At 62.7% G+C, this 22,731-nt stretch carries 21 protein-coding genes; 18 read left to right on the forward strand and 3 right to left on the reverse strand.

The window, feature by feature from the left end:
* The first annotated feature begins 1 nt into the window (after position 1).
* The 4 genes from AC0L3P_RS07755 (at position 2) to AC0L3P_RS07770 (ending at position 4,352) form a co-directional block, all read left to right on the forward strand.
* Positions 2-778, forward strand: a complete 777-nt coding sequence (locus AC0L3P_RS07755) for an ABC transporter permease (RefSeq protein WP_275167381.1) — start codon at positions 2-4, stop codon at positions 776-778.
* Between the two features lie 39 nt (positions 779-817).
* A complete protein-coding gene (locus AC0L3P_RS07760; protein ID WP_275167380.1) occupies positions 818-1,843 on the forward strand; it encodes an ABC transporter substrate-binding protein in 1,026 nt (341 codons plus the stop codon).
* Positions 1,844-1,858: 15 nt separating this feature from the next.
* Entirely contained in the window at positions 1,859-3,298 is a 1,440-nt protein-coding gene (locus AC0L3P_RS07765; protein WP_473301485.1) for an amidohydrolase family protein, read from the forward strand.
* Between the two features lie 145 nt (positions 3,299-3,443).
* The gene (locus tag AC0L3P_RS07770; RefSeq protein ID WP_275167378.1) at positions 3,444-4,352 is read left to right on the forward strand and encodes an amino acid ABC transporter substrate-binding protein; all 909 of its coding nucleotides are present in this window, start codon (positions 3,444-3,446) and stop codon (positions 4,350-4,352) included.
* A 212-nt stretch (positions 4,353-4,564) separates the two neighbouring features.
* Here AC0L3P_RS07770 and AC0L3P_RS07775 read toward each other — a convergent pair whose 3' ends face one another.
* Positions 4,565-5,776 carry an acyl-CoA dehydrogenase family protein gene (locus AC0L3P_RS07775; protein WP_473301486.1) on the reverse strand — a complete coding sequence of 404 codons (1,212 nt, stop codon included), beginning with the start codon at positions 5,774-5,776 and terminating at the stop codon, positions 4,565-4,567.
* A 43-nt stretch (positions 5,777-5,819) separates the two neighbouring features.
* Positions 5,820-7,445: a long-chain fatty acid--CoA ligase gene (locus AC0L3P_RS07780; RefSeq protein ID WP_473301488.1), complete on the reverse strand. Its 1,626-nt coding sequence runs from the start codon at positions 7,443-7,445 to the stop codon at positions 5,820-5,822.
* A 178-nt stretch (positions 7,446-7,623) separates the two neighbouring features.
* Between AC0L3P_RS07780 and AC0L3P_RS07785 the strand changes: the two genes are divergently transcribed.
* The 14 genes from AC0L3P_RS07785 to AC0L3P_RS07850 all read left to right on the forward strand — a co-directional run bounded on the left by AC0L3P_RS07785 (position 7,624) and on the right by AC0L3P_RS07850 (position 19,447).
* On the forward strand, positions 7,624-9,477 hold the full coding sequence (locus tag AC0L3P_RS07785) for a flavin-containing monooxygenase (RefSeq protein WP_473301489.1): 1,854 nt from the start codon (positions 7,624-7,626) through the stop codon (positions 9,475-9,477).
* Positions 9,478-9,516: 39 nt separating this feature from the next.
* Complete coding sequence (locus AC0L3P_RS07790; protein ID WP_354254202.1) at positions 9,517-10,335, forward strand: lytic murein transglycosylase; 819 nt, start codon at positions 9,517-9,519, stop codon at positions 10,333-10,335.
* Between the two features lie 108 nt (positions 10,336-10,443).
* Positions 10,444-10,665 (forward strand): hypothetical protein, encoded by a 222-nt coding sequence (locus AC0L3P_RS07795; protein ID WP_106943097.1) that lies wholly within the window; start codon positions 10,444-10,446, stop codon positions 10,663-10,665.
* Positions 10,666-10,677: 12 nt separating this feature from the next.
* Positions 10,678-11,100, forward strand: a complete 423-nt coding sequence (locus AC0L3P_RS07800; protein WP_354055523.1) for a hypothetical protein — start codon at positions 10,678-10,680, stop codon at positions 11,098-11,100.
* A 384-nt stretch (positions 11,101-11,484) separates the two neighbouring features.
* The gene (locus AC0L3P_RS07805) at positions 11,485-11,931 is read left to right on the forward strand and encodes a MaoC family dehydratase (RefSeq protein ID WP_473301490.1); all 447 of its coding nucleotides are present in this window, start codon (positions 11,485-11,487) and stop codon (positions 11,929-11,931) included.
* Between the two features lie 94 nt (positions 11,932-12,025).
* Entirely contained in the window at positions 12,026-12,538 is a 513-nt protein-coding gene (locus AC0L3P_RS07810; protein WP_473301491.1) for a hypothetical protein, read from the forward strand.
* A 320-nt stretch (positions 12,539-12,858) separates the two neighbouring features.
* A complete protein-coding gene (locus AC0L3P_RS07815; RefSeq protein ID WP_473301492.1) occupies positions 12,859-14,016 on the forward strand; it encodes a helix-turn-helix transcriptional regulator in 1,158 nt (385 codons plus the stop codon).
* A gap of 229 nt (positions 14,017-14,245) precedes the next feature.
* The gene (locus AC0L3P_RS07820) at positions 14,246-15,217 is read left to right on the forward strand and encodes a helix-turn-helix transcriptional regulator (RefSeq protein WP_354204209.1); all 972 of its coding nucleotides are present in this window, start codon (positions 14,246-14,248) and stop codon (positions 15,215-15,217) included.
* Positions 15,218-15,294: 77 nt separating this feature from the next.
* Positions 15,295-15,543, forward strand: a complete 249-nt coding sequence (locus AC0L3P_RS07825) for a DUF6894 family protein (protein WP_007608973.1) — start codon at positions 15,295-15,297, stop codon at positions 15,541-15,543.
* Positions 15,544-15,694: 151 nt separating this feature from the next.
* The gene (locus tag AC0L3P_RS07830; RefSeq protein WP_473301493.1) at positions 15,695-16,813 is read left to right on the forward strand and encodes a helix-turn-helix transcriptional regulator; all 1,119 of its coding nucleotides are present in this window, start codon (positions 15,695-15,697) and stop codon (positions 16,811-16,813) included.
* Between the two features lie 112 nt (positions 16,814-16,925).
* Positions 16,926-18,044, forward strand: coding sequence for a helix-turn-helix transcriptional regulator (locus AC0L3P_RS07835; protein ID WP_473301494.1), 1,119 nt, complete (start codon positions 16,926-16,928; stop codon positions 18,042-18,044).
* Between the two features lie 230 nt (positions 18,045-18,274).
* Positions 18,275-18,532, forward strand: a complete 258-nt coding sequence (locus tag AC0L3P_RS07840; RefSeq protein WP_354204203.1) for a hypothetical protein — start codon at positions 18,275-18,277, stop codon at positions 18,530-18,532.
* The gene (locus AC0L3P_RS07845) at positions 18,525-18,704 is read left to right on the forward strand and encodes a hypothetical protein (protein ID WP_473301495.1); all 180 of its coding nucleotides are present in this window, start codon (positions 18,525-18,527) and stop codon (positions 18,702-18,704) included. The genes AC0L3P_RS07840 and AC0L3P_RS07845 overlap by 8 nt, the downstream gene beginning before the upstream one ends.
* Positions 18,705-18,718: 14 nt before the next feature.
* Positions 18,719-19,447 carry a sulfite exporter TauE/SafE family protein gene (locus AC0L3P_RS07850; protein ID WP_473301496.1) on the forward strand — a complete coding sequence of 243 codons (729 nt, stop codon included), beginning with the start codon at positions 18,719-18,721 and terminating at the stop codon, positions 19,445-19,447.
* Here the strand turns inward: AC0L3P_RS07850 and AC0L3P_RS07855 are convergent.
* Positions 19,444-22,632 (reverse strand): efflux RND transporter permease subunit, encoded by a 3,189-nt coding sequence (locus tag AC0L3P_RS07855; RefSeq protein WP_473301497.1) that lies wholly within the window; start codon positions 22,630-22,632, stop codon positions 19,444-19,446. The genes AC0L3P_RS07850 and AC0L3P_RS07855 overlap by 4 nt on opposite strands.
* Between the last annotated feature and the right edge of the window lie 99 nt (positions 22,633-22,731).

A 22,731-nucleotide genomic window follows, 5' to 3' on the forward strand; every position in this document is an offset into this window, starting at 1 on the left:
GATGTCCGCAATCTATATCAGGCAGAAGGCGTGGTCGGCGGGACTGATCGTGCTGTTCTTCGTCGCGTGGGAACTGTTTTGTCTCGCGACCGGAATGTCGGATCTCGTGCTACCGCGGCCGTCGCAAGTATTCGTGACCTTGTACCAGCGCTTTCCGGTGTTGTGGCCCCACATCGTGCAGACGCTTGCCACCACAATGTTCGGCTTCGTGCTCGGCGTCGCGCTCGGTGTCGCGCTCGGCGCCACCATCGGCGTCTCCAAGACGGCCTATGACACCTGCTATCCTCTCTTGATCGGCTTCTCCTCGATCCCCAAGGTCGCGGTGGTTCCGATCTTCGTGCTGTGGTTCGGCTCCGGCACGGTGCCCGCGGTCCTGACGGCGCTCTCGATCTGTTTTTTCCCGATCGTCGTGAATATCGCGACGGGACTTGCGACCACCGAGCCCGAACTCGAAGACGTGCTGAAGGCGCTCGGCGCCAGCAAGTTCGACATCCTCTGGAATGTCGGCCTGCCCAGGACGATGCCGTTCTTCTTCGCCTCTCTGAAGGTCGCGATCTCCTACGCCTTCGTCGGCGCGGTGTTGTCGGAGACGGTCGCCTCCAACCGCGGCCTCGGTAACGTCATGATGACCGCGTCATCGAATTTCAACGTGCCGCTGGTGTTCGCCAGCCTGTTCGTGCTCGCCGCCCTCGGCGTCGCGCTTTACGTCGTGTTCTCGCTGATCGAGGGGCGTGTCACCGGTTGGGCCACGCGCAAGAACGACGTCATCGCCACCTGATTTTTTCAAACGTCACGCAACGAAGCTGAGGAGGTCTCGATGTTGAGAAAAGTAACTGCCGCAGTGCTGGGATTGGCCCTGTCCACGGGCGTCGCCGCGGCCGAGGACACCACGATCAAGTTCACGCTGGGCTGGAAGACGCAGGGTAGCGATGCCGCGTTCTTCTATGCCAAGGACAACGGTTTCTTCAAAGAGGAAGGCCTTAACGTTGTCATCGACCAGGGCGAGGGATCAGGTGCCACCGTCACGCGCGTCATGTCAGGCGCCTATGACGCAGGGTTCGGCGACGTCAACGCCATCATCCAGAACGCCTCGACCAAACCGCAGGACGCCCCCGTCATGGTCTACATGATGTGGAACCAGCCGCCGTTCGCGATTGTTGCCAAGAAGACCAGCGGCATCAACACGATCAAGGATTTTGAAGGGCACACGCTCGGGGGCGCGCAGGGCACGCCGACGACGCGGCTGCTGCCGGTGTTCACGCGCAAGAACGGCCTCGACGGCGACAAGATCAAGATCTCCAACATGGCGCCGAACCTGCAGGAGCCGATGCTGATCAAGGGCGACATCGATGCTGCTCTCGTGTTCAATATCACCAGCTACTTCAATCTCGTGCTCAACCGCCAGGATCCCGACAAGGATTTCAAATGGTTCTCTTTCGGTGAATACGGCCTCGATCTCTATTCCAACGGCGTGATGGTCTCCAAGAAGCTGATCGCGTCGAACCCGAAGGCGGTAGCGGGCTTGGTGCGTGCCATCAACAAGGGCGCGATTGCCGTCGCCAAGGACCAGAACGCCGGCATGAAAGCCGCGCTGAACTACGACAATCTGATCGACGTCGCAGTCGAGAAGCGTCGGCTGCAATATTCCTTCGACAAGCTGATCGTCTCGGCTGAGATGAAAGAAATCGGGATCGGTGACATCAAGGACGACCGCATGACGCGGGCTATCGGCATCGTGGTTGAGGGCTATCAGCTCGCCCGGGCGCCGACCCCGGCGGAAGTCTTCTCGCGCGAATTCCTGCCGCCGCGCGCGGAGCGGGAGTTGGTGTATACGGCCAACTGATTGGGAGGGGTGGTCATGGTCACGGAGATTGCGGCGACCAGCCTGTTCCGTGGCATCGATCGTGGTGTCTTCGACAATGTCGTGCTGCGGCACGACGGCGGTGTCATCACCGATGTTTTTGAAGGAGCGGGGCCAACCAGCGGTCCTCGCTCCTTTGTCATTCCAGCGTTCGTCAACGCCCATGACCATGCCCGCGCGACCGCGTCGTCCTTTGGTGCGGTCGGCATGCCCCTGGAGAGCTGGATCCTGCGGACCGCACTGGGTACGCCGGTCGATCCCTATCTGACCGCGGCCTCCGCGCTGGCGCGCTCGGCCAAGACCGGCTGCGCGGCGATGATGGTTCACTACACGCGGCCGAGCGGGACGATGCCCATGCTCGATGAAGCCAAGGCGATCGCGAGGGCTGCATCCGACGTCGGCATCCGCATCGCCTTCGCGCTGGCCGTGCGAGACCAGAATCCAATCGTCTATGGTGATGCCGAACCGGTCCTCACTGGGCTCTCCCGCGATGATCGCAAGACCATCGAGGACCTCTTTGTGCGCGTACCGATGTCGCCCAACGCCTATATCGAAATGACCGACGCCATTGCCGCGGCGATCACTGGCCCCATGGTCGATGTGCAGCTTGGGCCCGCCGGCGTGCAATGGTGCTCGAAGCCGCTCCTTGAAGCCGTTGCCGAGAACTCGGTGCGGACCGGCCGCCGCATCCACATGCACCTGCTGGAGACCGTGTATCAGCGCGCCTGGGCGGACCAGAACTTTCCCGACATGGTGCGATGGCTGCGCGACATCGGCTTCCTCTCCGAGCGGCTGACGCTCGCGCATTGCATCCACGCCCGCCCGGATGAGCTCGAGATGATCGCGGCCTCTGGCACGCGCATCGTTACCAACTTCAGCTCTAACATGCATCTGCGCTCAGGGCTCGCCCCGATCGCCGCCGCGCACAAATGCGGTTGTGCCATCGCCGTCGGCGTCGACGGGCTGGCGCTCGACGAGGATGACGACGTCCTGCGCGAGATGCGGCTGGTTCAGATGGTCCATGGCGGCCTCGGCTTCAGGCAGACATGGACGCCGGCCGAACTGTTCGCGCTCGCCGTCCACAACGGCCGGCGCGCTACCGGCGCGCCGGGGACGGGCGAGCTCGCGCCCGGCAATCCCGCGGACTTCGCCGTGATTGATCTCGACCGGCTCGACCGTGACAAGATCATGCCGGTTGATTCCATGGCGTTACTGTTCGCCCGCGGCAATGCGTCCATGGTCAAGGAAGTCGTCGTTGCGGGGAAAACGATTGCCAAGGACGGGGCTTGTATTGGCGTTGACCTGCCGGCCATCGAGCAGGAGTTACGCGCGATGTATCGCGCCAATGTCGGCAAGTTCGCGAGCTTCCAGCGGATGTGGCCGCCGCTGTCAAATTTGCTATCTGGCTGGTTCGAGCAGCAGCTCACTTGCGAATAGACGGGCACGAATACACCTTGGCTGGCGTCGATATAAAACCGCGATAGCTGATAGGTACAACCTCGTCTGGCGGTTGGTCCTGCCATGGGTTACACCATCCGCGGCTGCGCGCCGGCGCAAGCCGCTGATCCCTGAGGAGCTCCCGATGCGTCTTCCCACTGTTGTCCTGGCCCTCACATGCCTTGCAACTGCCGCCTCAGCCGAAGACCTGTCGGGTACGCTTCAGAAGGTCAAAGAGACCAAGAAGATCACGCTGGGCTATCAGGAGGCCTCGGTCCCGTTCAGCTATCTCGACGGCAACCAGAAGCCGGTCGGCTTTGCCATGGATATCTGCCTCAAGATCGTGGATGCCGTGAAGAAGCAGCTCGGCATGGCCGATATCGCCGTCGACACCCTCGCCGTGACGTCGTCGAACCGGATTCCGCTGATGGTCAACGGGACGCTCGACCTGCATTGCTCGGCGACCACCAACAATGCCGATCGCCAGAAGCAGGTCGCATTCACCAACACGCACTTCCTCAGCGCAACGCGATTTGCGGCCAAGAAAGCCGCAAAGATCAACACCATCGACGATCTCAAGGGCAAGGCGGTGACGGCGGTGGCCGGCTCGGTCAACCTGACGCAGCTCGCCAAGGTCAACACCGAGCGCAATCTCGGCATCAATGTGATGCCCGCCAAGGACCAGGCCGAAGCCTTCCTGCTGCTGGAAACTGACCGCGCCCAGGCCTACGCGCTTGACGACGTGCAGCTCGCGGTCGCGATCGCGCGCTCGAAGGAACCACAGCTCTTCATGATCAGCGAGGAGACGTTCTCGAAGCCTGAGCCTTACGGGATCATGCTGCGGCGGGAGGACGCGCCGTTCAAAGCGCTCGCCGATCGCGCGACCGCGGAGCTATACGCGAGCCAGGAGATCGAGGTCCTCTACAAGAGGTGGCTGCAATCGCCGACGCCGCCGAACGGCCTCAACTACAACGTCCCCATGTCGGGCGCCTTGCGCAACGCCTTCAAGAAGCCGAGCTCCAGCTTCGATCCGGATGTGTACGTCGTGAATTGAGGCGAGGGCGCCAAGGCGCTGGTTGCAATCGGGTTGCGTGTCATTGTGCCCTCGCCCCTTGCGGGAGAGGGCAGCTCCGCTGGTTGATGCAGACACCCTCGGATGAGGGGGTTGTCTTCGCTGAGAGAGACCCTTCATCCGGCGCTTCGCGCCACCTTCTCCCGCAAGGGGAGAAGGAACAGGGCACTGTGCTCATCGGCCAGTGTGGGACGCTAGGCGTTCGAATATTTCTTCAGCTCGAACCGCGCGATCTGGTTCCTGTGCACTTCGTCTGGGCCGTCGGCTAGACGCAGCAAACGCGCGGTCGCATAGGCTTGCGTCAATCCGAAATCGTTCGACGTGCCGCCGCCGCCATGGGCCTGGATCGCCCAGTCGATGATCTGGCAGGCCATGTTGGGCACAGCGACCTTGATCATCGCGATCTCGGCTTTCGCCACCTTGTTGCCGACGGTATCCATCGCGTAGGCGGCGTTGAGCGTCAGCAGCCGGGCCTGTTCGATCATGATGCGGGCTTCTGCGATGCGCTCCTGCGTCACCGTCTGCTCGGAAACCGGCTTGCCGAAGGCGACGCGGCTGCGCACCCGGCGGCACATCTTCTCCAGCGTGCGTTCGGAGAGCCCGATCAGCCGCATGCAGTGGTGGATACGGCCGGGACCGAGGCGTCCCTGCGCGATCTCGAAACCGCGGCCCTCGCCGAGCAGCATGTTCTCCTTGGGGACCCGCACATTGGTGAAGACGACCTCGGAGGCACGGTCGGGCACGCCGTAGAAGCCGAACACGGGCAGGGGACGCTTGACCTCGACGCCCGCTGTGTCCATCGGCACCAGGATCATGGATTGCTGCTTGTGGCGGTCCGCATTGTCGGGATCGGTCTTGCCCATGAAGATGCAGATCTTGCAGCGCGGGTCGGTTGCGTTCGTCGTGTACCATTTGCGGCCGTTGATGACGTAATGGTCGCCGTCGCGGACGATCGAGCTTTCGATGTTGGTCGCATCGGATGAGGCGACGGCAGGCTCGGTCATGGCAAAGCAGGAGCGGATTTCGCCCGCGAGCAGCGGATTCAGCCAGCGCTCCTTGTCCTTGTCCGTGCCATAGCGCTCCAGCACCTCCATGTTACCGGTGTCGGGCGCCGAACAGTTGAACACTTCGGGCGCGAGGTGCGAGCGGCCCATGACCTCGCAGAGCGGGGCATATTCGAGATTGGTCAGGCCTGCACCGTGGCTGGAGTCCGGGAGGAACAGATTCCAGAGGCCTTCGGCGCGCGCCAGCGGCTTCAGCTCCTCGACGACCGGATAGATCTTCCAAGGCCCCAGCTCCTCCGCCTCGCGATAAAAGCGCACCTCGTTCGGATAGATGTGCCGGTCCATGAAACTTTCGAGCCTGCGCTTGAGCTCGACGACTTTGGAGGACATCGGATAGAGCATTTTTGGTCTCCTTGATCGATGGACAGGCCGGCGCCCGATCGGCTCAAGGGGCGCGATACTCTTTGAATTTCTCGCGCAGCGCCGATTTGAGCACCTTGCCGGTGCCGGTCATCGGGAACTCGTCCATGAACTCGACGGCGTCAGGCATCCACCAACTCGCGATCTTCGGGCGCATGTGGTCGAGCAGCGTCTTGCCATCGACGGTCGCGCCTTTCTTGCGGACGACGAGGAGCAGAGGCCGCTCCTGCCATTTCTCATGGTTGATCGCGACCACGGCAGCTTGCAGCACATCGGGGTGAGACAAGGCGACGTCCTCGAGCTGGATCGAGGAGATCCATTCGCCGCCGGACTTGATCACGTCCTTGGAGCGGTCGGTCAGTGTGACGTGGCCCTGAGGGTCGATCACGGCCATGTCGCCGGTGATCAGCCAGCCGTCGCGGTCGAGGCCTTCATCGAGTTTCATGTAGCCGGACGCTACCCACGGTCCCCGCGCGCGCAGATGGCCAACGCTCTTGCCGTCGCGCGGCAGCTCGTTGCCGCCGTCGTCGACGATGCGCAAGGCGGTGCCGAAACAGGCGCGGCCCGAAACCTGGCGGCGGTCGAACTTCTCCTTGTCGTCGAGATGTTCGGAGCCCGGCCGCAGGCCCGGCATCGAGCAGCCCAGGGCTTCGGTCATGCCCCAGGCCTGGATGTAGTCGATGTCATACTCGCGCTTGAGCTTCTCGACCATGGCGCGCGGCGGCGCCGAGCCTGACGACAATGTTGCACGGAGTGTCGAGAACCTGTTGCCGGTTCGTCCGAGCCAGTCGAGCAGGATCAACCAGAAGCTCGGCACGCCCGCCGACAGCGTCACCTTCTCGCCTTCGAGCAACTCGTAGAGCTTGTCGGGCTCGTAATTGCGGCCGGGCAGCACCAGCTTCGAGCCGGTATAGGGCGCGGTGAACGGCATGTTCCAGCCGTTGCCGTGGAACAGCGGCGCCATCGGCATCATCACCTCGCGCACGCCTTCCAGGTGCCCGGGCAGGAAGTCGAAATTGCAGGAGACCATGGTCTGCAGGATCGCGGCACGGTGCGAATAGATCACGCCCTTCGGATTGCCCGTGGTGCCGGAGGTGTAGCAGATCGTGGACGCCGATTTTTCGTCGAACTCCGGCCATGCGAAGCCGGCGTCGTTCTCCCGTTCCAGAAGCTCCTCGTAGCAATGGACGTTGGCAACCTTGGTCTCCGGCATCCGCTCGCGCGAGCACATCACGACATAGGCTTCGATCGATTTGAGCTGCGGCGCGATCGCTTCCACGATCGGCAGCGTGGCGCGGTCGATGAACAGCAGCCGGTCCTCGGCATGATTGACGATGTAGACGAGCTGTTCAGGGAACAGCCGCGGGTTGATGGTGTGCAGCACATAGCCCATGCCCGGCGCGGCGTAGAACATCTCGAAATGCCGGTGCGTATTCCAGGCCAGCGTGCCGACGCGGTCACCGGGCATCATGCCGAGCCTCTTGAGCGCCAATGCCATGCGCTTGATGCGCGGATGGGCGTCGGCATAGGTGTAGCGATGGATGTCGCCTTCGATCTCGCGGGCGACAACCTCGGCCTCGCCGTGATAATCGGCGGCATACTGGATCAGGCCGCTGATCAGGAGCGGCATGTCCATCATCAATCCCTGCATCGTGTCCTCCGGACCGCCATGTCGTTGCATGGCGTACGCTTTGTGATGTGAGCTTGAGGTTAGCGGAACGCCACGCGACGTTCACGCAAAAAGCGAGGGACGTGATTGCGCGCGTCTTTTTTTCAGGGCTAAGTGATGCGAGCTGCCGGCGAAGCAGTGTCCGCCGGGGAGGAAACGGATGTCAGCGCAAAGACACAAGACCGGTGCAGCCGGCGAATCTACAATCGACATTGTGGCACTCCGTGCGCGCTATCGCGAAGAGCGCGATCGTCGCCTGCGCACCGAGGGCAAGGCGCAATATGTCGAGGTGACCGGCGAGTTCGGGCGCTATCTCGACGATCCCTGGGCGAATTCCGGATTTGCGCGCGAGGCTGTCAGCGAACAGACCGAGGTGCTCATCGTCGGCGGCGGCTTCGGCGGCCTTCTGTGCGGCGCGCGACTGCGCGAAGCCGGCATCGATGATTTCCGGGTCGTGGAAAAGGCCGCCGATTTCGGCGGCACCTGGTACTGGAATCGGTACCCTGGCGCGGCCTGCGATACCGAGAGCTACATCTACCTGCCGTTGCTGGAAGAGACCGGCTACATGCCGGTGCGCAAATATGCGCGAGCACCCGAGATCTACGAACATTCGCGCCGCATCGGCCGTCACTTCGGTCTCTATGAGCGCGCGCTGTTTCAGACCGTCATCACGCGCATGGAATGGCAGGAGCAGGAGGCAATTTGGCTGGTCGAGACCGATCGCGGTGATTGCATCCGCGCGCGCTTCGTCATCCTTGCCGGAGGCCCGCTGAGCCGTCCGAAGCTGCCGGGCATTCCCGGAATCGAAAGCTTCAAGGGACACAGCTTCCATACCAGCCGCTGGGATTACGCCTACACCGGAGGCACGGCCGAAGGTGGTCTGACCGGTCTTGGCGACAAACGCGTCGGCATCATCGGCACCGGCGCCACCGCCGTGCAATGCGTGCCGCATCTCGGCCGCTCGGCCAAGGAGCTCTACGTCTTCCAGCGTACGCCGTCGGCGATCGGCGTGCGCGACGACCGCCCCACGGATCAGAGCTGGGCGCAGGGGCTCAGGCCTGGTTGGCAGCGCGAACGCATGGATAATTTCACCGCGGTGATCTCGGGCGAGCCCTTCGAACAGGATCTGGTGCAGGACGGCTGGACCGGCCTGCTCGGCGAGATCCTGCTGGCGCCGCGCCGCCAGCCCCAGCCGGTGACCTCGATCGAGGAGGCGCTCAAGGTTATCGAGCAGGCTGATTATCGCAAGATGCAAGAGATCCGGGCGCGCGTTGATGCGATCGTCAAGGACGAGGCGACGGCTTCGGCGTTAAAGCCCTGGTACAAGGCCTTCTGCAAGCGGCCGTGTTTCCACGACGAATATCTCGACACCTTCAATCGGCCCAACGTGCAACTCGTCGACACCAGGGGACAGGGCGTCGAGCGCATCACCGAGAACGCGGTCGTGGTCGACGGCAAGGCTTATGAGCTCGACTGCCTGATCTATGCCAGCGGCTTCGAGGTCGGCACCGACTATGCCCGCCGCATGGGCTTTGAGGTCTATGGTCGCGACGGCATCAGCTTGTCCGCGCGCTGGCGCGCTGGCGTCAAGACATTGCACGGCTTCTACAGTCGCGGCTTCCCGAATTGTTTCCAGATCGTCACGGTGCAGGCCGGCCAGAGCGCCAACTTCCCACACATCATCGACGCGCAGTCCCAGCACATCGCCTATGTGATCGCCGAGGCGCGTAAGCGCAAAGCCCGGATGCTGGAGCCGACGCTCGAGGCCGAGGACGCCTGGGTCGAGGAGGTGGTCAAAGCCGCGCTCGGCCGCCAGACCTATCTCGCTGAATGCACGCCCGGCTACTACAACAATGAAGGCGTGTTCGATCCGATCGCGGCGAGAAACAGCCAGTATTGGCGCGGGCCGGTGGCATTCCTGCGGCTGCTCGACAAGTGGCGCAAGGAAGGCAATTTGGATGGACTGGAACTGTCGTATGATCACGCCATGGAGTCGGCGCCTTCGTCCGGGTAAGCTCGGGCATTGGATCGCGCCAGAGAGAGGACATCGTACATGATCAGGGGCAGAACTGTAGCTGGGGCGGTTTTTGGGGCGATGACGCTGCTCGGCTGCCTGGCGCCCGCCGCTCACGCCGCGCAATGCGGCAGTTCGTCGGCCGGCTTCGAGGCCTGGAAGCGCGAATTCAGCGCGGAGGCGCAGGGCAAGGGCGTCGGCCAGACTGCGCTCTCGGCGCTGATGCAGACCAATTACGCCAGTGCCACCATCGCGGCCGACCGCGGCCAGCGCAGTTTCTCGCTGACGCTCGACCAGTTCCTCGCCAAGCGCGGCGCCACCACCATCGTCGCCAAGGGCCGCCAGCTCAAGCAGTCGCAGGCCGCCTTGTTCGCCTCGATCCAGCAGCGCTATGGCGTCCCGCCGGGGCCGCTGATCGCGATCTGGGGCATGGAGACCGGGTTCGGCAGCCAGCGCGGCAACCAGAACATGCTCTCCTCGATTGCGACGCTCGCCTATGACTGCCGCCGTCCCGAATTCTTCACCGAGCAGCTCTATGCGGCGCTGAAGCTGGTCGATCGCGGCACGCTGTCGGGTGCAACCCGCGGCTCGATGCACGGCGAAGTCGGCCAGACCCAGTTCATGCCCAAGAACATCCTGGCCTATGGCACCGGCAATCTCGAAGTTGCCGCCAATGCGCTGAACTCGACGGCGAATTTCCTCAAGGCCCATGGCTGGCGTGCAGGAGCCGGTTACCAGCCGGGCGAGCCGAATTTCGTCGCCATCGAGGCCTGGAATGCCGCCGGGGTTTATCAGAAGGCGATCGCCCTGATGGGACGGCAGATCGACGAGGGCGGAGGAACGGCCGCTTCGCGTTGAGCAGCTCAGCAAGGCGTGATGCGCCGACAAGAGAAAGTTGTTGCCATCAGGAACCGACGGCACGAGGTTTGCTTAGATCGAACAGGGCTGGGCATGAGGAGACTCAACATGGCAACCCAGATCGTGATGGACCAGACTGGCGACACGCGCCACGAGTTTGATCCTGGCAATGCCGAAGCGCTGGCGCGGGCCGAACGGCGCTTTCGGGAGCTGACCGGAGCGGGCTTCACCGCCGCGCTGCGAACCGGACCTGGCGAAGTCACCCGGATCCGATCGTTCGATCCGACCGTGCAGGAAACGCTGTTCTATCCCCGCCTGGTCGGCGGTTGATCTGAGCTGCTCATGATCGCGGCAGTCTGGCTCCGCGCGCCGGCGCGTGCGCGTCTGCATGCGCTACGCGAACTCTATCGGCGCTTCTTCGGCGAGAACACGCCGGATGCCCGCGGCCGCCGGCTTCTGGCCGATTGGCTGTCGCCGGCGCAGCGCGCGCAATTCGAGCAGCACCGGCATTTCGATGTCGTCGGCTGCGATACCGGCAAGACCTATCGCATCCATTATGGCACTGCGGCCAATGTCCATGAGATCGATGCGGCCGGAAATGCGACGATGGGGTGGTGCTTCGTCCCGTCAGGCTTTCTCGTTCCCGGCGACGTGATGCTCGCACAGAAGATCGCGCTCGAGACGGATGAAAGGGGAGCTCTCGCGCTCGCCAACAGGTTTCCGCCGGCAACCCATTCGGAGCATTTCTACCGGCGGCCGTTCTAGGGCAAGGCTATCAGTGCACGGCTATCAGTGATGTGTGGTGCGATAGGCATCCACCGCGTGCGCTGCAAAAACGCCGACGCTGCAAAGCGCGAGCAAGGCCGAGATCAGCTCGATCATAGCTCATCCTCCTGCGGTGGCAGGGCAACGAGGTGCTGACAGCAGGAGTAATCCCAGATCAGGTCGAGGAAGAATTGCATGGTGGCCGTCCCTGTATGATTTTGACAACCACATAACCGGCCATCTGTTTCAGGCGTGTTTCGTCGCATCTGGAAACGGGTTTCTTGGGGAACCCCCGGGCTGGTTTGTGCGCTGCGGAGCCGCTACATCCCGCTCTTGCTCAATTCTGTTAGCGCGAGGCGGCGCATCACATTGCGAGGCGAAATCATGGCGCAGGTCGAGTGGTTCGACGATCTCACCATTGGAATGCAGTTCAAATCCCCTGAAGTTCACGTCACCGAGGCCGACATCAAGCGGTTCGCGGCAGAGTTCGACCCACAGCCGATGCATCTCGACCACGAAGCCGCCAAGCAGACGCTGTTCAGGGGTCTCGCTGCCTCGGGATGGCACACCGCCGCGATTGCCATGAGCCTCGCGATCCAGACCCGCCCCTTCGGCACGCATCCGCTGATCGGCGCCGGCGTCGACGGGCTGCGCTGGACCATCCCGGTACGGCCCGATGACCGCCTGCATCTGGTCGGGGAGGTCATGAGCCTGACGCCGTCGAAGTCGAAGCCGCAGGGCATCGCGCTGGTGAAATGGACGATGTTCAACCAGAACGGCGAGGAGGTTTACACCTTCACCCCGATCGCGATCGTGCCGCGGCGGGAGTAGGGCGAGGTCGGCGTCCTACGCAAACCGGGGGAAGCCCTTGCGAGCCGCCGGCAGAGGTGGTCATCTCGGTCCGGGGAACACGCTGGAGGCTGACATGAAACGATCTCTTCTCGCTGTCGGGTTGCTGGCCGGCGCCTTGAGCGCAGCCGCTTTGACCGCAAGACCGGTGCAGGCGCAACAATCCAAGGTCGGCGACTGGACCATCGAGAAGCGCACGCAGGACGCACATTGCAATGCGAGCCGCGGCTACAAGGACAAGCAAGACGAGAACCGGGACTACGTCATCGTCATCACCTATTCCGAGAAGGCGATCGTGATCGTGATGATCTATGACGGTTGGGAGTGGGACAAGGTGGGCGAGATCCTCCGGGCCGATGTCGGCACCGATGACGCCGATATCATGAAGAAGGCGAAGTGGGAGGTCATGGACAAGACCACCGTTCGCGGCATCTTCGAATACGATCAGTCCATGATGGACCGGCTGTCCAAGGCCAAGCGTCTCTCTCTCGATTTCGAGGACGATGATGATGACAGCATCGAGATGCAGGTGCCGCGTGCCGGCGAAGCGCTGGCGGCGCTGAAATTCTGCGAAGAGAATCGCAAGTAAATTGCCGGAGCCGGATGCGACGCCGGCGGGATCGGTGGCGGCAGGATTTTGCAGCGCGCGCGGCGTCTGACGCATCGCTCGCGTGACTGATCGCACACAGTCCGCGCGCTGTTCGCATTTATCCTAGTCTTTGGCGAAAACGTCCAAGCCGCATCCTGCGGTTGACGTTACGCAAGGACGATGTTCGATATTCCAGCATTTCGTTGCAACGTTTTCTCCGCGTCGAAGGCGGCGATCGACCGGTCCGTCTCCTTCGCCAGTCCCCGGATCGCCATCTATCTCGCGCGGGCGAGCCATACGCAGATTGCGTCGTCCGGCCGATGACAATCCTCCACGCAAATCGATTCTCGTCCCTGGTCGGCGAGATCTACGACGCGGCGGTCGATCCCGCGCTGCGCAACGGGGTGCTGGAACAGGTTTCGCATTTCGTCGGCGGATGCGCCGCGACCATCCTGTCCAGGGACAGAGCCAAGCTCTCGATCGAGATCCACGAGCATTTCGGCACCGAATCCCGCTTCCGCCAGCTTTATCGCGACCGATATGTGGAGCTGGACCCTCTGCTCGATCGTCATCTCACGCTCGCGGCGGAGCAGACGATCGGCGTAGCCGACATCATGCCTCAGGCCGATTTCCTGGCAACGAGCTTCTATCGCGAGTGGGTGGAACCGCAAGGAGCGATAGACCTTGCAACCGTTGCGCTCGAGAAGTCGGACACGCGCGCCACGATCCTGCAGGTGTTGCGCCACCGCTCGCGCGGTATCGTTGACGAGCCGATGCGTGAGCGCATGCGGCTGCTTGCTCCGCACCTCCAGCGCTCCAGGATCATGGGCCGGCAAATCAGGGCACGCTCGCATACCGTGGACGACCTTGCCGAAGTCCTGGATGGACTGAGCACGGCGATCTGTGTGCTCGACGCAGACGGCCGGGTCGTGCATGCAAACGCAGCATGCCGCGAGCTGTTCGCCGACGCGAGCCTGCTCGCCATGGTCGGCGACCGGATCGTGGCCCGCAACACCCCGACCGACAAAATATTCCGCGGTCTGTGCGAAACAGATTCAGGCAGCGAAACTCGTTCCACTGCCCGCCGTCAGATCGAGCTTGCGACATCAGTTGATGGGCAGCACTATCTGCTCCACGCTTTTCCCCTGAAGCGCGATCGCACTCCATCGCGAGATGCTGCAGCCACGGTGCTCTTCGTTCAGAAGGCATCGGCGGCGACATGGCTCGCAGCCGATGCGATCGCTGCGGCATTCAAACTGACACCGTCCGAATTGCGCGTTTTGATGGCCATTATCGAGATTGGCGGCGTTCCAGACATTGCGGCAAAGCTCGGCATCGCCGAAACGACAGTGAAGACGCATCTCGGCCGCCTGTTCGAGAAGACCGGCGCTGGCAGGCAGGCCGACCTGGTCAAGATCGCCGCCGGCTTTGCCGTTCCATTCGCGCGTCGAACGAACGGTAGTGACGACGTCGTGTGATCCATTTCACCTGGTTTGCCGGTATCTGCCGTGATCTCAATCCATTGTGATGAGCCGAGCTCCCGTGTCCTCCGAATGCAGGACGCGAGTCGTTTCATACTTTCGTATATCGCGTTGCAGAAAAGTGAAGAGCAGCGAGCGCCGTGAGGAGATGCCGCGATGGCATCGAACGCGAGTGTGAGGAAACGACAGCGCGTGGCCGGACCTGCTCGTCGGTTGGAGGATTGCAGTGAGCCAGTTTGATTTTTCCGTTCTCAATGTTTCAACGAATGAAATTCCCGAAAACGAGCGTATCCCGCTGCTTCGCGATTTCTACTGCCGCGGGGTGTTGAAGGCGGAGGTCGAGGCCAAGGAAGGAAAGCCGGCTGCGGCGAGCTTCACGTCCCACGTCCTGCCGGAAGCTCAATTGCTGATCGGAGGATTGTGCGGAGCGCGCGTCATTCGCACCAAGCACCTGGTTGCCGATGGCGACGACAGCCTGGCCCTGATCGTGAATCGATCGGGCGTGCTTGGGATATCCGAAAGGGGACACGATCTGAGCCTTCGTGCAGGAGAGGCGGTCTTGACGAGCGCGGAGGACGTCACGACGTTCGAGCGATTGTCGCTCGGCAGCTGCTTCTCGCTGCGCGTGCCGAGACGCGTGCTGGCGCCGATGATCGTGGATGTCGATGACGCCGTGATGCGTGTCATGCCGGAGAGCTCAACGGGACTTCGATTGCTGGTCGACTACGCGGTGACGCTGGTGCGGGAGAAGGCGTTCGCGATGCCCAATTTGCGGCAGCTCGGGGTCGGGCATCTGCACGATCTTCTGGCGATCGTCCTCGGTGCCACCAATGAGCCGCGGGAGCTGGCCGGGCGGCGCGGCGTCAAGGCGGCACGGTTGCAGAAGGCCAAAGTTTCCATCGCCAACAATTGCTGGCGGCAGGATCTGTCGGTGGCCACGGTCGCCCAGGAGCTCGGCGTGACGCCACGTTATCTCCAGCGCCTGTTCGAGGCCGACGGCAAGACGTTCTCGTCGTTCCTGATCGAACAACGCGTCAAGCGGGCCCATCGCATGTTGCGTGAACCCGGGTACGCCGAGCGGACGGTCAGCTCGATCGCCTACGATGTCGGCTTCGGCGATCTGTCATACTTCAACCGCTGCTTCCGGCGGACTTATGGCGCCACGCCCAGTGACGTCAGGAGCCGCGAGATGTCGTGACCCCGCGCGATTGAATTTCAGGTCAAATGCCGATTGGAGACGGCACGGGCGTGCACCGCCCGCAGTTGGAGTGTTGCATGCGCCGTTTTTTCTTTGATCTTATGCTCGGCAATATCGTGAAGATCGATCCGGGTGGCATGGTGTTCGAATGCCCCGAAGCGACATTCGTGGTGGCCAACGAGATGGCAAGCCACCTGTTCGTCTGGCGCGACGATTTGCGCGGCCGCGATGCCTGCATCCGGGTCAGAGACACCGACGGGCGCGAGATCTATCGCGCCGCGGTCTGGTCTGAGAATGTGGAGAAGGTCGGCTGGGACGAGATGTGAGCCTCCAGGTGCGGTATCGCGACTCTGCATCAGTAGCCCCCGAAGCGGATATCCGTTCGTTGCCTGGCCGGCGCCTCCTCCGATCGGAGGATGCCGCATGCTGTGGTTGTGGTATGCTCGGTGATATTGATCACCCAGGCCATTTATAGCCATGCACGGACCGCGGAAACTGCCCGACCTGGTCGAGGCCATCTACGATGCCGGGCTCGATCCCTCGCTGTGGAATAACGTCGTCACCGGCATCCGCGACTTCGTCGACGGCCAAGCCTGCGGGCTGTTTTCCAAGGACTCGATCAGCAAATTCGGCGTCACGCACTATTATTGCGGGGCGGACCCGCACTACATCCAGCTCTATTCCGAGACGCATTCGAAATTCGATCCCCTGACGGTCCTGCCGCCGCACGGCCAGATCGTCAGCATTCCGGATCTCGTCAATTTCGATGAATATCGGCGAGGACGCTTTTACCAGGAATGGATGCGGCCGCAGGGTTGCAGCGATGCGGCCAACGTCGTGCTCGAGAATTCGAATGCGAGCTGCCCCGTGATGATGACGGTGCTGTCGGGCCGCCGGATGGTGGATCCGGTGATGAAGCACCGTCTCTCGCTGATCGTCCCGCACGCCAGCCGCGCATTGCTGATCAACCGCGCCATGACCTCGCAACTGACGCTCGCGACGGCACTGGCGGAGGTCCTGGACAATCTTGCCTGCGGCATCTTCCTGCTCGATGGCTTCTGCCGGGTGGTGCACGCGAATTCCGCGGGGCACGACCTGCTTGCAGCAGACGATCTGGTTCGGTCCGTTGCGGGGCAATTGGTGACCAGCAGCGCGGAGGCCAATCAGACGCTGCGGGAAGCGTTCGCGACCCGCAATGAAATTGCCCTGCTTGCCGCAAAGGGGCAGGCGTTTTCGCTGCTTTCGCCCTCGGGCGAGCGCTACGTCGCGCATATCCTGCCGCTGTCGTCCGTCCTGCGGGGCGGCGGCGAGCGGGTGGTTGACGCCATCGGTGCGCTGCTCCTGCGCAAGGTATCGCTCGGCGGACAGTCCTACGGCGAATTGATCGCGCGGACCTTCGACCTTACACCGGCCGAGCTGCGCGTGTTCCTGTCGATCGTCGAGGTTGGCGGCGTCCCGGAGACGGCGGTCGCGCTCGGTATCGCAGAAACGACGGCGAAGACGCATCTGCATCGCGTGTTCGCCAAGACGGGCGTTTCGCGTCAGGCCGATCTCGTCAAGCTCGCGGCAGGATTCTCCAATCCGCTGGTCAACTAGGCGGCTGATTGTGCCCTCGGGATTGAACCTTTCGCTCCCTCGCCAGACTCACAGGAGCCGCCGGGCATGAAGAACATGTCGCCACCTCCATGTGTCACTACTGGCTCTTCCGATGCCCCGACTTCCAAAACCGTCCGAGTTGATCGAGACTATCTATGACGCGGGTCTCCATCCCGAGTTGTGGAGCGAGGTCGTCGTCAAGCTCAATGCCTTCATCGGCAGCAAAGCCTGTGGTCTGATTTCGAAGGACCCGGTCAGCAAATCAGGCGCGACGCATTATTATTGCGGGGTCGATCCGCACTACATTCAGCTCTATGCGGAGACCTACTCCCGGTACGATCCGCTTGCTCGGCTTCCGCGCTATGGCGAGGTGCGCAACATCCCCGATCTCGTGGATTTCGACGAATATCGCCGCGGCCGGTTCTACCAGGAATGGCTGCGCCCCCAGGGTTGCGTCGACGTCGCCAATGTGGTGCTGGAGCAGTCGAAGTCGCCCTGTCCGATGCTGCTGACCGTGATCCCGGGCAGGGAGATGCTCGACGCCGAGCAGCGGGCGCGGATGCAGTTTCTGGCTCCGCATGCGAGCCGGGCGCTGTTGATCAACCGGGCGATCGAGCGGAAGCAGCAGCGAGCGATCGCGCTCGCCGACGTCGTGGACCGACTGAATGCCGGTGTCATCCTGCTCGATTCGACCTGTCATATCGTCCACAGCAATCCGGCCGCGGAGACGATCCTGGCCGTCGATGATGTCCTGCGGTCCGTCTCGGGCCGGTTGGTGGCAAGATCCTCCGCTGCTAATTCGGCCCTGCGCGATATTTTCCGTGACGCAGGCGAGGTCGCGTTGGCTGCATCTTCGGGGCGGAAAATTCCGCTGATGTCACGTGACGGTTCCTACTACGTCGCGCACGTAATCGCTCTGCCATCATTGCTGCGCGAGGGTACGGCCGAGCGCAGTTCGGCCGTCGGAGCCTTGTTCATCTGGAAAGCGGAACTCGACGGTCGCTCCAGTGCCGGTCTCATTGACCGCACCTTCGAACTCACGCCTGCGGAACTAAGGGTCTTGCAATCGATCGTCGATGTCGGCGGTGTGCCGGAGACGGCGGTGGCGCTCGGCATCGCGGAGACGACGGTGAAGACGCATCTGCATCGCGTGTTCGCCAAGACCGGCGTTTCTCGTCAAGCGGATCTCGTCAAGCTCGCAGCTGGATTCTCCAATCCGCTTGTGCACTGAGACGCGTTCAAAAACGCACGCGAGTCGCTGCAGCTCGCAATAGGTTCAATCAGAAGCATCATTAGAAAGTTATCGCACGTCGTTCGATCGAATGACGCGATTCTCCGCGTTGTCTTCTACTAGACGTCACACGATCTGTTGTTCGACCTATCAGACATTTGTGTGAAGCAACTCACTGCGAGCGGAAGTGAATTCCGTCAATCTCTCGTACAGGTTGAGAGGAGATTGTCATGCGAACGGCGTCACCGGTTTCGGCAGGCAGGTTCCGCGACATCGTGGCCCGCATTGGCGCGGCACTCCGCGCGCAGCGGGAAATCGACTCGCAGCGTGTGTTGCGGCGCTATCGCCACCTGCTGGACCAGCCGCACGACGCGCCGTGTTTGAATGAAATTATTCCCGTCTCCGGTGAAGAGGATACTTTAGAAAATGCCAACGGAGTTGATCCGCGGGAGCGCACGACCGGCCACCCCAAATTCGAGCGTGCGTAATGTCAGCATCGTCGCAATCGCGGTGACCGCAGCGCTCGTCGTGCTCCAACTGGTCGGCCTCACGATGCTGGAACGATCTCACGCTTACGCAATGCATCCGTCGGTTCCGCTCGGGCCGGCGCTTTGCACCGAGAGCGCCGTGGTCCCTGTCTCGCAAATTCCCTACGATTGACCGGAGGGCGGATTGTGCCTGATGTCACGACCCTGATGCTGCTCAGCGTTGCCGTGTTCGCCGGCGCCTTCGTCTCCGGGCTCTCGGGATTTGCCTTCTCGGCAGTGGCGGGCGCCATTCTGCTCCGGGTGTTTCAGCCGCTGGAAGCCGTGCCGCTGATGATGGCGTGCAGCATCGGCGTACAGGCCACCAATCTTTGGGCGCTTCGGCGCAGTATCCGCTGGGAAGGCAGTCTGCTGTTGATTGTCGGTGGCTTGATCGGAGTTCCCATCGCGGTGTCGCTGCTCCAGAGCACCGATACGCATCTGCTCCGGCGCGGCTTCGGCATCATCGTTGCCCTCTATGCGGCCTACATGCTGCTGCGGCCGACGCTGGTGACGGCCGGCGAGGCGGTCGGGCGGCACTGGGTCGCGTTGATCGGGTTCGGGGGAGGGCTGGTCGGCGGGCTGACGGCGATGCCCGGCGCGATCCCCACGATCTGGTGCGACATGCGCGGCATGCCGAAGAACGAGCAGCGCGGCCTGGTGCAGCCGTTCATCGCCGCGATGCAGCTGTTCGCGATCGCGCTGCTGGTCGGACATCAGGATCTGTCGTCAAAAGTCTTCATCGATCTCGCAGTCAGCCTGCCGGCGTTGTTCGCAGGCTCCGCGCTCGGCGTGATCGCCTTCCACAGGGTCAACGAGACGGTCTTTCGCAAGACCGTGCTCGTTCTGCTGTTGCTGTCGGGGATTTCCCTGATCTAATTCCCGACGGTTTGCACCGGCGCCGCGCTGGTGTCGCTGCCGTGATGCGTCAGCGGCTTCATGCCGGTGATGGTCCGCAGCAGCACATAGAACACTGGCGTCAGGAACAGGCCGAATATGGTGACGCCGATCATGCCGGAGAACACGGCGACGCCCATCGCGCGCCGCATCTCCGAGCCGGCGCCGGTGGACAGCACCAGCGGCAACACGCCCATGATGAACGCCATCGACGTCATCAGGATCGGGCGCAACCGCAGCCGGCTCGCCTCGATCGCGGCCCGGATCGGCGTGCGGCCTGCGAATTCGAGCTCGCGCGCGAATTCGACGATCAGGATCGCGTTCTTGGCCGAGAGTCCCACCAGCACGATCAAGCCGATCTGGGTGAAGACGTTGTTGTCGCCCTTGGAGATCCAGACGCCGAACATCGCAGCCAGCAGACCCATCGGCACGATCATGAGGATCGAGAGCGGCAAGGTCAGGCTTTCATAGAGTGCGGCCAGCACCAAAAACACCAGCAGGATCGCCAGCGGGAACACCCAGAGGCCGGAATTGCCAGCGATGAACTCCTGATAGGTCAGGTCGGTCCATTCGAAGGCAAAGCCGGGCGGCAATGTTTCCGCCGCGATCCGCGTCGCCACCTCCTGTGCCTGGCCGGAAGAAAAGCCGGGCGCAGCCGCCGCGTTGATGTCGGAGGACAGGAAGCCGTTGTAGCGGATCGCGCGCTCGGGGCCCGCGCTCTGGCGGATCGTGAGCAACGCCGAGAGCGGCACCATGTCGCCGGAGGACGATCGCACCTTCAACTGCCTGATGTCGTCGGCGCGCGCGCGGAACGGCGCGTCGGCCTGCACGTAGACGGAGTAGGTGCGGCCAAACTTGTTGAAGTCGTTGACGTAGTAGGAGCCGAGGTAGATCTGGAGCGTGTTGAACACCTCCGTCACGGGCACGCCGAGCTGAAGCGCCTTGGTGCGGTCGATGTCGGCAAAGAGCTGGGGCACGTTGACCTGGAAGCTCGAGAACACGCCGGCGATCTCCGGTGCCTTCTGCATCGCCGCCATGAACGCATTCGTCGCCTCGTTCAGCGCTTCATAACCGAGACCGGCGCGATCCTCGATCTGCAGCTTGAAGCCGCCGATGGTGCCGAGACCGTTGACCGGCGGCGGCGGGAACATGGCGATGAAGGCCTCCTGAATCCCGGAGTATTTCTTGTTGAGGTCGGCCGCGATGGCATTCCCGCTCAGTGCGGGGCCCTTGCGCTCGTCGAACGGCTTCAGCGTCGAGAACACGATGCCGGCGTTGGAGGAGTTGGTGAAGCCCGAGATCGACAGGCCCGGAAATGCTACCGAGCTCTCGACGCCAGGCTGGGTTAGCGCGATGTCGCTCATCTTGCGGATCACGTCTTCGGTGCGGTCCAGCGTTGCTCCATCAGGCAGTCGCGAGAAGCCGACCAGATATTGCTTGTCCTGACCCGGCACGAAGCCGCTCGGGACCTGCTGGAACAGGAAGGCGGTGAGGCCGACCAGGACCACATAGAGGCCCATCACGGCCGCCTTGCCCGAGATCACCTTGGTGACGGTGCCGCTGTAATTCTCCGACGAACGTGTGAACACCTTGTTGAAGCCGCGGAAGAACCAGCCGAGGCCCTTTTCCATGATGATCGTCAGCCGGTCCTTCGGCTCGTTGTGTCCCTTGAGCAGCAGGGCCGACAACGCCGGCGACAGCGTCAGCGAGTTGACGGCCGAGATCACGGTCGAGATCGCGATCGTCAGCGCGAACTGCTTGTAGAATTGCCCGGTAAGGCCGGAGATGAAGGCGAGTGGCACGAACACCGCGATCAGCACCATCGCAATCGCGATGATCGGCCCCGACACCTCGCGCATCGCCTGGTAGGTGGCGTCGCGCGGCGACAGCCCGCCCTCGATGTTGCGTTCGACATTCTCGACCACGACGATGGCGTCGTCGACCACGATGCCGATCGCAAGCACCAGGCCGAACAGGCTGAGCGCGTTGATGGAGAAGCCGAAGACGTGCATCACCGCGAAGGTGCCGACGATCGACACGGGCACCGCGAGCAACGGAATGATCGAGGCGCGCCAGGTCTGGAGGAACAGGATCACCACCAGCACCACCAGCGCGATCGCCTCCAGCAGCGTATGGATCACAGCCTCGATCGACGAGCGGACGAATTGGGTCGGGTCGTAGACGATCTGGTAGGACACGCCTTCCGGCATGTTCTTCTTGATCTCGGCCATGGTGGCGCGAACGTGGTCGGAAATCTCGAGCGCATTGGAGCCGGGCGCCTGGAAAATCGGGATCGCCACCGCCTGCTTGTTGTCGAGCAGCGAACGCAGGCCGTATTGGGAGGCGCCGAGCTCGATGCGTGCGACATCGCGTAGCCGCACCACCTCGCCACGCGTGCCGGTCTTGACCACGATGTCGCCGAACTGCTCCTCGTTCGCAAGCCGTCCCTCGGCGTTGACGGACAGCTGCAGGTCGATGCCCTTGACGTTCGGGGAGGAGCCGACCACGCCGGCGGCGGCCTCGACGTTCTGCGCCTGGATCGACTTGACGATGTCGCTTGCGGTGAGGCCGTGCTCGGCGGCCTTCTGCGGATCGACCCACACCCGCATCGAATAGTCGCCGGCGCCATAGAGTTGGACGTCGCCGACGCCGTCGATCCGCGCCAGCCGGTCCTTGACGTTGAGCACGGCGTAGTTGCGCAAATACGTCATGTCGTAGCGGTTGTTCGGCGACAGCAGATGCACGACCATGGTGAGGTCGGGCGAGGACTTCTTGGTGATGATGCCGAGCTGACGCACCACCGCGGGCAGGCGCGGCTCGGCCTGCTGCACACGGTTCTGCACCAGCTGCGTCGCCTTGTCAGGATCGGTGCCGAGCCTGAATGTCACCGTCAGCGTCATCGCACCGTCGGTGGTCGCCTGGCTCGACATGTAGAGCATGTTCTCGACGCCGTTGATCTGCTCCTCGATCGGCGTCGCCACCGTTTCCGCGATCACCTTGGGATTGGCGCCGGGATAGGTCGCGCGCACCACCACCGAGGGCGGCACGACGTCGGGATATTCCGAGATCGGCATCGCGAACAGCGAGATCAGGCCGGCGAGAAAGATCAGGACCGACAGCACGCCGGCGAAAATCGGACGATCGATAAAGAATTTCGAGAGATTCATGGCCTTGCCCCTGCGCGAGAGACGACTCTCCCATCATTCCGGGGCACGGACAAAGCCCGCGAACCCGGAATCCAGAAGTGATGTCTAGGTAGTCCAACG

The organism is Bradyrhizobium sp. WSM4874 (genome assembly GCF_055811835.1).